The following is a 12,041-nucleotide window of genomic DNA, read 5'->3' on the forward strand; positions in this document are numbered from 1 at the left end:
GTAGGAGTTGAAACGTTTTATGGGAGGTTTTGATGGTAGTTGATTAGGTAGGTATCCAATATTGGTTGAACCATCTCTCTCACACCGCGATTAATCGTTGATTTAGCTGAATTCAATAATATAGCCAGGCTATTACCTTGATCTTTATTTTGTTTCAAGAATCCGTCAGAAGTTTCTTCAAGCTGTGCGGCAAATTCTCTTAATTCCGCAGCTATCTGAGCGGGTGTTTTATTCACCTCGCCTCCAACTCCCGGTAGAAGACCATCGATAATGTTGGCAACGTTATTGAGCATTGCTTCAGCATCATAAGTTTTAAGGATTCTAGTAGATACTTCTTCAGGATTCAAGGCGGCTCGAATCGCTTCCATAACGGTAACTTGCTGGTTAACCTGTGCTTGCAGTGTGCTGAAAACAGGTGTTATAGCTTCCATTGCTTCTATGTTACCAAGAGCCATGAAATAGTTAAATGCACGTTTGGCCGCTTTGAGATATTTCCCATCTGGGTTATAGCCTGATTCCGGGTCTTTTTTGTTATTGAATACCAGCTCGAATACCTCTTTACGCATTGTACTGGCATACCAACCCAGTTTTTCCTTGGGAAATGTTTCGGGCTGCTTAAGGATAAAGGCAGTCTGAAACTCCGCTCCACCCGGTCGAGTTTCCAAAGGAAGATTTGTGGTGCTTGTATCTTCTTCGATTAGGTAAAATTCTGCATCCTCAGAGAAAGGCTGAGTAGAGAAAAGAATCTCTCCAGTAGTTGCCTGTTTAGCGGAGATGCCTAAAACCTTAGTAATGCCGATAAAACGGTTTCCATCGACCTTCGCCCGCCAGAAGGTATTGATAAAATCCCGATCTGTCCCATTTAATCCTTGTAATGCCTCCGAAATTGTACTGCGATTATTTTCAAGTTCGCTAAGACTCTTATATACTAATCGCTCTCCTTTGGAACTTCTAATCATAATCTTCTCAAATTCAACTCTTGGGTTTGTTTGATTGCGTCTTACAAAGTCGATAAGAGTATCGACAATAGCTGTCGCTGCGTTTTGAGCATTGGGAGCGGATACGTCAAACGTTTCCACATAATCGATATCGCCGGGATAAGGTTGAACAAGCCCTTGAGCGGTAGTCCCGCCAAAACCCAACATGGTCTTGAGCTTAGTACCTGCGGGTAAATTTACTCGTTGGGAAGCAAGCTCTCTACCAATATCGAATACAGCTCGTTTTTCGAGCGGTGCGATATTCCATGCAACAGAGCTACTACCATAAAAAGTTTGAAAAAGATTTTCGTAGTTGATTTCAAAGATTAATCTGCCTCCCTCCAGCTCAACGGGACTAACATTCACTTCATCTCCATATTTATCTCTTTGAACCTCAACTGAGATTTTTCTTAACAGTCCATCCCGTTGTCTAATAGGTCTTTCAAGAAGTTTGTCCACGTCGTTGGGATTGTCTGCTGTATCGCGCATTTCGACCAGCTCTGCGATCCTCTGGCTTAGCTCCTGCAACCTTTCCTTCTCATCTTCTTGGATACTCAAGCTTGCTGCCATTCCCCAAGGGCTTCCAGCCGTTGCGATCGGACTGTGCTTGCTATCAAACACACCGTAAGTAAACTGGTTGCGAGGCCAATCCCCCGTAACAATTCCATAGTCAGCAGCGATACTAATTGCTGGGTTAATATCGTCAATTGGAACGCTTTGGAATTTACTCGAGCTGACCGGACGGCTCGTGGCAGGATTGAAGTAAGGCGATTTGACACCTCTGTCGAGGTTGTCGATTTTAAAATCTCCAGGGTTTTCCAGAGTTCTGATAATTTCCTCGACATCGAAGACATAGACACCCCCGCCGCCGCTCAGGGTGGGGTAGGAAGCATAGAGGTATTTGTTATCGTTAGAAAGTACCAAGTCAGTGGTTGCCCCTTGCGGTATCGGTCGAGTCGCCGCCACCAGTTTCGGAGTGGGTCCAAAGGGGTCTTTAATGATGCCGATATTGCTTCCTGCCCGCACCCCGTCTATGCTTTCAACTCCGGTTTGCGAACTGTCGTTTTTCGCGGCCACAAACGCATAGGACCCATCGCGCATCACCGTGACAGCCACCGCCCGATTGACATCAAAGTAATCTAGGGAACCGCCCATTAGGGGGTCACCCAAACTTAGCGCCGCATAATCGTTGGCAGTAGCGGCAAAGCTAGTGGGATCGTCGTTGGTAATTGTTAATACGCCAAAGCCCTTACTATCATTACTGGTGTTAGTAAAGGTCATCCGATTCGGCTCGGCGGTAGCAGCCATTCCCTGCACCCCAGCAAAAGTATTTACCACACCAATCTCCTGATGCCACTTGCGGGGGTTCTGGCTTGGATCGAGGGGTTGGTCTTCAGGATCGATATTCACCGCGATAATCTGGCTAGTTGGAAAGCCCGGTGCAGTGGCGAAGAGCTTGCGCCCGTCACGGCTAATAGCTATTTCATTTAACCCACCCGTTACTGAGCTTAGGGAGATAGTCTGGATGACCTGATGATATTCTTCGGAGAAGGGGTCGATGTCCAAAACATAAATGTTTCCTCGCTTCCCATCAGAGATGTAGGCATATTGGTTGCGGGGGTCGATGGCAATTGACCGAGGCGTTGCACCAATAGGCAAATCGATCGGGTTGATGCCGGGGGTATCTGGTTTGGTGTCCACCTGTTGCAACACCATCGGATCGACCAATGCCACACGACCAGACTGCTCCAGAGCCACGTAAACGCGGGTTCCGTCACTCGTCACAGCTAAGTCTCGCGGTCTGTCGATCGCGCCATCTCCCACAGGAATAGTAGAAAGCAGTAAATTAGAACTGCTAGAAGCTGCCACAACCGACTCGGGATCTGTACCGTCTAAAACTGCAACAGCATCAGCTCCTTTTAGCGCCGCAAAAACATACTCAGCTCCCGCGTCCAACCAAATGGGATTGCTGTTGTATTCGATCTCCTCATACACTGGTTCCGTCAGGTTCTGATCGACCAGTTGATTCTGCCGTCTGGATAAGGAAATGTAAGACTCGCCCAAAACTACAGTATTAGGTACTTTAACTGCCACTTCAAACTGGTTGTCTCCCAAAGTTGCGCTAAGGTTGGGCAATATTGCCTGCTCGTAAACACGATCGCCAACGTAGAATTTCACAACTAAGTCTTCGAGCCGGCTGCCCTTGGGATCGCCCAAATTGCTCGCCAGAACGTTACTGGCTTTGAGGAAAAGAATCGGTTCGTTACCCTCAAAGGGTTGATTGTTTTCGTCTTTGAACTTCAGAGAGGCTGCTTGAAGTTTAGGTGCGGCTGCGGAATTGGAAGCTGCTGGTGTTGGTATATTTAGGTTGGCTTCCAAAGTCGCAACGCCGTTTGAGTTTCGTTGGACGCCCAACTCAGTAACTATTGGCAATCCCACTTTAGGGATCGCGATTACTTTGACTGAAGAGATGTCGTAAGAAACTGTAAACCCAAAATTGGTGACAAAGTTGCTTGGATCGATCAACTGACCGATACCTCCCAAGGGGTCAATGATGCCAAAAAATGCTAGGGGGAAATCGTAGTTAAGGGTGAGTTGACCTTTGACTAAGGTGGCATCTCCGGTGGGACTTGAATAGACAATTATATATTCGCCTGGCCTGACAACCCCTGGATAGGGTGGCGAGGAGGTACGAATTGTGCCGTCATCCCCAACTACACCAGATTCTTCTTGAAGCCAGATTGGTTTCCAGACACCAGTTTCATCCGGTAACGCACCCTTCCGCATGAAGTAGACCTCAGTTCCCGCAGGTAAGCCCTCTGGTGCTGGCACCGCTAATTGAACGGGCTGTTCCAGAGAGCTATCGCCAAAGTTCAAATTAAAAGCCCCGGCAAACTCAAATCCAGTCGGGACTGGCAGCGATAACTCGGAGCGATTTAAGGAAGCAATGCTGACATTTGTATCGCTGTTCAAAGCGCCGGGAGGCATCATCACCATAAGTTCTCCGTCGCTTGAGAGGACGACGCCGCCAGCAGCCCCCACGGTTGCAGGCCCGCTTCGCGGCGCTTCGACTCGCACTGGAATTGTTGCTTCTGCTGCACCGTAAATCGCAGTCACCGCAGCATCGCCAACGCCGACTGCTGTAATAGTGCCGTCGGGACTGACCCTCAAGATGTTGCTGTTGTTGCTAAAATAGCGCGTACCCGTACTGGCTGCGGTTAAGTTGACCTCGCTCAACCCAGGGTTCAAGCCGAGGGACAGTTTCCGGGTTGCGCCGGGTGTCAGGGAGACGGCATCCGGGTAGGGGTCTAGTCCGTACATTTCGGCTAGTATCTGATGCAATTGAGCGTCTGTTGTCGGTTGCGGCATCGCCCCAATGCGAATTGGGGTCACTGCTTGCAGGTTGTTTCTACTCGCGCTCAAAATCGAAGTGCCGTTGGTTAAACCTGTCACTTTCCCGGCTGCGTCTATTGGTGCTACTTCTGGATTTATTGAAGTGTAAGTTAAATAAGAATCTGGCAGCACTACACCTTTTTGGTCGGCAAAATCTCCGAGCACAACTAATTCCGTATTTTCTCCTGCATTGAGGATCGGATTTCGCTTCACAAAATCTAGATTCAGCAGGGGAACATCGCTGACGTTGACTGTCACCCGCGCGGGCGTTGAACTACCAAAACCGTCGCTGGCAAGGAAATCAAAGCTGGCAATTCCTGAGAAACCGGTTGCCGGTTTGAACGATGCTTTGTTAGTTGAGGGATTGAAAATTACTGTGCCGTTAACTGGATTGAGGACGCTAATTGTCAGGGGGTCGCCCTCTGCATCTGTGGCAAGATTTTCTAATGAAATAGTTGTTTCTAATTCTGTATAAGTCCGAGCGTTTGTCGGTGAAACAACGGGCGGATTGTTGTCAGAATTCGGGGGATTGGCTTCGGCGAGCAATTGTTGTCCTAAAGCTGTATTGCGCCATTCTCTGTCAGGATTGATGACTGTATCCAGCAGCGGTGCGTTTCCTGTCGCGCCGCTAATTTTAAAGATTAGGTCATTGTAATCTCTGTCCGAGTTCGCTGATGACATATCTTCGAGGGCAAAGGTGTTGCCGGTGCCCGTAACGTCGGCTATTTGTAGCAGATGAGCGGTATCGTTGGGATTGGCTGTGACGATACTGAATAAGGGACGGTGTGAGGGGAACAAATTTCCCTCACACGAGGATTGGAGCGATGACTGTACTGTACCGTTGGGGACTAACATGACGGCAAAGGTGTCGCCTGGGCTCATGGAGAAAGTTTTGATACCCTGATATTCGCCGCTGTCCCACTCCCCGTCGAATGGCATCGCACCGGTGAATTTTGCTCCTTCTTTCGAGTCGCTGATGACAATGTGTCCGTCGGTTGAATTAGTTAGAACTCTCCTGGCAGCTTCGGCAATGAATTCTGGACTCCCTGGCGTAAGCGCTTCCATTCCTGACAGGCTGAAAATGCCAAGCTCGCCTTCAAAGTAGCCACCGTCAAACTGATAGTCAAATTTGACTTGTCCGTTGGCATTTTCTACAAGGAAAGTGCCGGGACTGGGTGAGTTGGCTGCTGCTGCTATTGAGAGATTTGCTTGGGGATTGGTATTGCTTTGGAAGTTGTCGGCACGCTCTGTTAAATAGGGCTGACTGTCTGCAATACCGTCATAAAATTGAGCCGATTTTTCTGCCTCTAACGACAGTAAACCGCTCGATATATCTGCGGGTTTTGGCGCAATTTCGGTATCGGAATACCCGGGTTGAGATCCGGCAGTTTCTGTTGGAGTTGAATTGCTATTATAATTGTTTGAAGTTGGTGAGGGTGGGGATTTAAGAGTTGAGGGTGAAACGCTGGTTTCGACTGAGGCTATCTGTGCCGTACCTGCTGCTGTTTCTGATGGAGTTGAGAAAAGTGCCGGTATGGGAGAATCGGTTTGTACGCTAGAGTTTGAGTGGGAAATTAGCGGGTCGGGAGCGAGAGAATTAACGACAATTTCCGGGGGGTTTTCAGTCTCTAATTCTGCTGCTGTGAAGGTGACAGCGATGTCCGTATCAATTGTATCCGCAGTGAATTCTGCAAGAGCGAGAGCGTCTGTTTTTGGTGGCAATTGTTTGCTTTCAAATTCGGCTGTTATTTCAGCAACAGGGATATCGCGTTCAACCGTATCATCCGCTTCGGGTGTAGCAACAATTGACTCGGTTTTTGTCACCAATTGTTCTGTTTCAAATTCGGATGTTATTTCAGGGAAAGCGGTATCATATTCAATTAAATCGGCAACCTTTTCTGTTTTTGTAGCAATAATCTCAGCGGTTGTTGTGGGAAATTGTTCAGTTTCAAATTCGGCTGCGGTTTCGGTAACAGCCCGGTTATTTTCTTGGGTATCAATAGCCTTAGATGCGGGAATAACTTCAGTAATTTGGGTCGGCAATTGTGACGCAGCATTAGAAAGATTGTCATCGGTTTCTCTTGGCAATTCTTCGCCAAAATTATCGGCAAGCGAATCTGTTTTTGCAGGAGGCTGTGACGCGATAGAAGTAGGAATTAGCAGAGTTTCAGCGGTTGGTGGAGAAGCAGCATTATTTACAGCATAGTCGGCTGAAGCCGGCAATTGAGGAATGTGATTAGTTGCAGTTGTGTCGGTTTTAATTAATTCAGCACCTGCTGACTGGCTGACAATAAATTCTCCTGATACTGGCAGTTCAATTTCCGAATTTAATTCAGTAGGAATAACACTGGGTGTCTCTGGGGGAGAGGCTGTTTGTTCTATTTGTTGCGATTCTTGACTATCAGATTTACCAACTGTTGATGTTTCTGTTGGTGGTGATTCTTGGCTGTCTGAGTTAGCAACTGTTGATGTTTCTGTGGCTAGCGATTCTTGGCTGTCTGAGTTAGCAACTGTTGATGTTTCTGTTGGTAGTGATTCTTGGCTGTCTGAGTTAGCAACTGTTGATGTTTCTGTGGTTGGCGATTCTTGGCTGTCTGATTTACCAACTGTTGATGTTTCTGTTTGCTGAGGTTTTTGTTGGTCGTTATCAGCAGTTATCGATGGTGTTTCTCCCTGGAATTTATCACCGGAATTGGTAACAGTTGATTCTCGGGTAAATTTCGGCTCTGATTTATCCGATTCACCCTTCAGTTTTTGAATTAACTGGGAGTGAATTGATGCGGAGAAGGGGTCAACTAATTGGCTGAGGGGAACGATTTTGGATGTAGCGCCCGTGACTCGGAATGTGATATCATCGTAATCGCGATCGCTTCCTTGAATCAGTCCCATGTCTTCCATGACAAAGAGTTTACCTTCTCCTGTAATATCGGCAATTTGACCGATACTGAAGCCGTCGCTGGGATTGTCTGTCGCTATAGAAAATAGGGGTTTTTTGTCGCCACCGATTGCGGGGTTGTCGTATACTTGTTGTACGGTGCCGTTGGGGACTAGCATGAAGAAGAATTTGTCCCCTGGCGTCATGGCAAATGTTTTTGTGCCGAGGTATTGCCCGGAATTGAGGTTTTCTGAGCTGTTAGGATCGGTGTAATATGCTCCTTCTAAATCGTCATCCATTGCGATGTAGCCCTTTGTCGAGTTGCTTAAAGCTCGACTTGCTGCTTCTTTGATGAACGCCTCGGAACCGGGAACGAATTTTTCCATTCCGAGTAGGCTGACGATGGCTAGTTGTCCGCTATACCAGCCGCCGTCGGATGTGAATTGTATGCCGATTATTCCTTTTTCATCGACACTGAATGCGTTTGAGTCAAAGTTGATGTTGGTTGGGGGAGTTGAGGTTTGATCGGGTTCTGGGGTTGAGGTTTTATTGGGTTCTAGATTAGTGGCTGTATCTAAGTTTTTGGTGGTGGAGATTTCGGTAGGTGAAGTTTTGTTGGGTTCGGATTTGTCAGTCGTTGATGTAGTCGCAACTGAGGTTTTGTTGGATTCTGATTTATCAGAAGCTGACGCAGTTGGAGGTAATGTTCGATCTAGTTCAGGGTTTTCAGCGGCTGATGTAGTTGCAGGTGATGTTTGATCTGGTTCTGATTTATCAGTCGTTGATTTAGTTGCAGGTGATGTTTGATCGAGTTCAGGGTTTTCAGTGGCTGACGCAGTTGCGGGTGATGTTGTATTTTCTCCTGAATTGTCAGACGTTGATGCAGTTGCCGGTGATATTTTGTTTGGTGATGACTCGAAGAAGAGTGTAGTCTCTGATGATAAAGGCGTTTGGTGTTCTTCGGGTTTTGAAGTCGTTTCAGCGGTAGCGGGTAATGGCGTTTTGTCCGAAGCTTTTTCGCTCGTGGTAGATTCAGTTACAACGGGTAATGTTTTGTCCGAATCTTGTTCTGATTTTGTGGAGGCGGTTGGTGATAATTGTGTTTTATTTTCCAGCAATTCATCACTCGCAGCGGTTGTAGCTGCTGTGGTTTTATTGAATTCTGAGTTGCTGATTGACGAGTCGATTGCAGGTGCGTTTATAGCGGGTTTATTAAAATCAGAAGTATCGTTATTTGAGGCAATTCGATTTGGGTTGGTTAGGGGGTCTCCTAAGTCCGAGTCGAGTTTACCAATTAGGGGGTCAACTTCAGAATTTGTTGTATCCCTGAGAGTGCTGTTAGTTATCAGAGGGCTGGTGTTGGTAGAAGGTATGCTGTTAATATCGGAGGCTTTATTAATAATAAAAGCATCAGCTTCTGTTCGACTGAATTCGGATGCGGGCCCGCTTGCGGGTTCTATTAAGTTAGGTTGTTCGGGGTTTTCAGAAGAGCCCGGAGTTTGCTCTAATAAGGTTTTGTTAGTCTGAATTCCCGGCATTTGTGGGGCGAAAGTTGGGGCAAGTCCGGGAATTAAGGATTCCATTTCTGTTAAAGGTTCTCCAATCGGGTCGGTTAAAGGCACTCTGGACACTCCTTGAGAAATGGTTAATTTCTTTTAAATCATTATTCAGCGGTTGCTCATCATTATCGGCTCGGCTCGATGATAAAGATATTCGGGAAAATACATAATTTTAGAGCTTTTTTGGGTGTTGCTAGTCTGTTGGATTTCCAGTATATTTACTGGTAGTTTTTCAACTTATGCTAAATCTTTATGAAGGTAAGTTTTTTCAGGCAGGAAAATACTTAAATAACCGATCGCACACAGGGTCTCTCTTTGTGACCATCGGCTTGAATTATTATTAATCTGAGATGTTGCACCAATATCAATAAGGGGCTTTTTTGTAGGTGGGGGCGGGTTTATTTAACCTGTCTGCACCCCTTAAAGCTTTTGGTGAACCCGCGCCTACAGGTTTTTGATTGCGGGTGCAATATCTGGGATCGATACTCACCCCGTCAGGAAATCGAGCTCTTGCTTAACGATGGTTGGCCCTGGATCGCAACTGCGCCCTCTACAGTTAATTGTCAGCCCCTTCCCCGATCGCAAACTTTCCTTCCCCGAACCCTTCCCCTTGCTCTCCGCTTCCTGTAAAGTAAATAATTGTAAAGAAATATGAGTTTTCTCTTATCCTCTGGTTAAGACCGCCAGCTAGCATTCACAATTAAGACCCGGATTATAAGTTCCTATGTCACAGCTTTTCCCGCGAAAATTTCTAGCCTCTGTTGCCGCATTTTTTCTGGCTTTGTCGGTGTGGACGATCGCACCTGCGGCCCACGCTTTCAATAATCCCGATTTGTTGCCGTCAACTCAGACGCCGATCATTGACTTAGCTAAAGCCCTCACGGATATTGAAGAACAAACTTTGGCAAAAAATTTAAAGGCCTTTGAAGCCGAAACCGGCTGGAAACTGCGAGTGCTGACTCAGTACGATCGCACGCCTGGTTTGGCTGTCAAAAGTTATTGGGGGCTAGATGACAAGAGTGTGTTGCTAGTTGCTGACCCCCGAGGGGGCAATTTGCTCAATTTTAATGTGGGCGACTCGCTGTATCCGCTGCTGCCGCGCACTTTTTGGGTGGAACTGCAAACCCGCTACGGCAATCAATTTTTTGTGCGGGACAATGGGGAAGATCGAGCGATTATTGAATCTTTGGAGTCGATAGAAGGCTGTTTGCGTCAGGGCGGATGCCGCGTGGTTCCCGGTTTGCCGAGGGAACAGTGGGTTCTGACGTTAATTACGTCGGTGGTTGGCGGCGTCATCTGCGGGTTTGCTGCTCAGCCTCGGAAGCCGGGACAGGTGGTGGCTTGGCAGTGGGCGCTGATTTTTTCGCCGCTGTGGGGCATTCTGTTTTTCGCTTTCGGACTTGGGCCAGTGGTGACTCGGACTTCTGACTGGTTGCCTGTGGTTCGGAATGTGGCCGGTTTTGCGATCGGAGTTTTGGTGGCATTCCTGACTCCGGTGTTGGGCAAATCTTCTTCGTCGTCGGAAACTTAGTCATTTGTTGACAGGAAAGCAGTTGACAGGAAAGCAGATTTTACTCAACAGTCAACGAATGACTAAAAGCTGGTAAGCTGATACCTGACAACTCAGAGGCGACAGCTATCCAACAAATGGAATGGCACGTAAGCGATGCCCAGAGTCTGGGATTAATCGATAACGAAATTGGCGACCACGGTTTTTCAGCGGCGGAGTACGAAATAGTCCGCCGCGTGATTTATGCGACTGCTGATTTTGAGTACAAGTCTTTAATTAGTTTTTCCGATCAGGCTTTGCAGGCTGGGGCGGCAGCTTTGGCTGCTCGGACTACGATTGTGGTAGATGTGCCGATGGTGCAGGTGGGCATTACGCCCTTGATCCAAAGTACCTTTGCGAATCCGGTTTACTGTTCGATGGAGGCTTTGACACGCCCCCAAAAGGAAAGGACGCGGGCTGCTTGGGGGATTGAAACTTTGGCAAGACGCTATCCTGAAGGGATTTTTGTGGTGGGCCAGGCTCAAACTGCTTTGTCGGCGATCGTAGATTTGATTGAATCTGAGGAAATTCGGCCGGCTTTGGTAATTGGGACTCCTTCTGGGTTTGTGGGGGTGGACGTGGCGAAGTCGCGGCTGCATGATTCGATGATTCCTCACATTCGGATTGAGGGCCGCAAGGGCTCTGCCGTGGTAGCTGTGGCTATTGTTAACGGGCTGGTCGATTTGGCTTGGCAAGCTTACGGCCAAGAGGGAAACAGTTGATCGAGAAGTCAGCAGTCATTAGTCATTAGTTCCAGCATATTCCATGTATATGTAGTACACACAATCCTGTAGTAAGTAAGGTGCGTCGCCACCCGTCAATCTGCAAGTTCTATTTAAAAGGTCGCAGCGACGCACCCTACATATTAAAAGTTAGAGTCGATAGGGGCATTTCTACCCCTACCTCTCCTTCAGAACCGGACATGAAACTTTCGCCTCATCCGGCTCCTTGATATCTTCATCCTTTGTTAGGGATACAATTCAAAACGGATTGCTAGAATAGTCCTTGTTGATAGAACCGTCATTTTCCGTTTTTGTGTCGTGACAGTGTTTATGTAGAAGTTGGAGGTTTTTGTACTCATCCTTACCGCCTAGTGAGCGGGGTTGGATATGGTCAACTTCTACAGTGTCTGTAGGTGTAAAGTACAGACCACAGTGGGTACATTTACCTTTTTGTGTCTTAAGCAGTGTTGCCACTCTTGTTGGTGTTTCGGGGTATTCTCCGCGTCTCTTGCTCCAGTAAATCCAGTCACCATCGTAAGGCGTTGCGTTACCCTTCACTTTGATGTGCCTTACAATAGGCCTTGCATTGTGTTGGACTAATTCTAAACCTTCTTCTGTGCTGAAACACCAATTTCTGTCGCCTACTGTTCGCCAGTATTTGTCTTTATTGATGCTACCTTTTCCCCGTCTTCTCGCCCATGCTCTTAACTTGTCATAAGTAAGGTTGTCTACCTTTAGGAAGGTTTCTTTACTTACTACTGTTGAGTAATAGTTTGACCATCCCCTAATTATTGGATTCAGCCTTTTGATTAAGGCATATTGGGGAGAGTGGCTATGGTTGTCTATTACTTCTGCAATCTTCGTAAGATGGGCTTTGACTTTGGGCTTAGACGGGGTGATTAATGTTGTAAAACCTAGCGGTATTCCTACTGTATTTTTGGCACTTCGATAGTTGCCTACCTTGTG

General features: G+C 47.2%; 4 protein-coding genes. 2 read left to right on the forward strand and 2 right to left on the reverse strand.

The annotated features are described in order from the left end of the window. Positions 1-17: 17 nt before the first annotated feature. Entirely contained in the window at positions 18-8,867 is an 8,850-nt protein-coding gene (locus tag QUB16_RS13080; RefSeq protein ID WP_333316574.1) for a DUF4114 domain-containing protein, read from the reverse strand. A gap of 661 nt (positions 8,868-9,528) precedes the next feature. Here QUB16_RS13080 and QUB16_RS13085 point away from each other — a divergent pair. Continuing rightward, complete coding sequence (locus QUB16_RS13085) at positions 9,529-10,335, forward strand: TPM domain-containing protein (RefSeq protein WP_333316576.1); 807 nt, start codon at positions 9,529-9,531, stop codon at positions 10,333-10,335. 116 nt (positions 10,336-10,451) lie between these two features. After that, complete coding sequence (locus QUB16_RS13090) at positions 10,452-11,075, forward strand: precorrin-8X methylmutase (protein WP_015179019.1); 624 nt, start codon at positions 10,452-10,454, stop codon at positions 11,073-11,075. 258 nt (positions 11,076-11,333) lie between these two features. Here the strand turns inward: QUB16_RS13090 and QUB16_RS13095 are convergent. Beyond that, a partial coding sequence (locus tag QUB16_RS13095; protein ID WP_333316578.1) for a group II intron maturase-specific domain-containing protein occupies positions 11,334-12,041 on the reverse strand: 708 nt, incomplete at its 5' end.

It is taken from the genome of Microcoleus sp. D3_18a_C4 (assembly GCF_036702415.1).
Taxonomy (GTDB): Bacteria; Cyanobacteriota; Cyanobacteriia; order Cyanobacteriales; family Microcoleaceae; genus Microcoleus.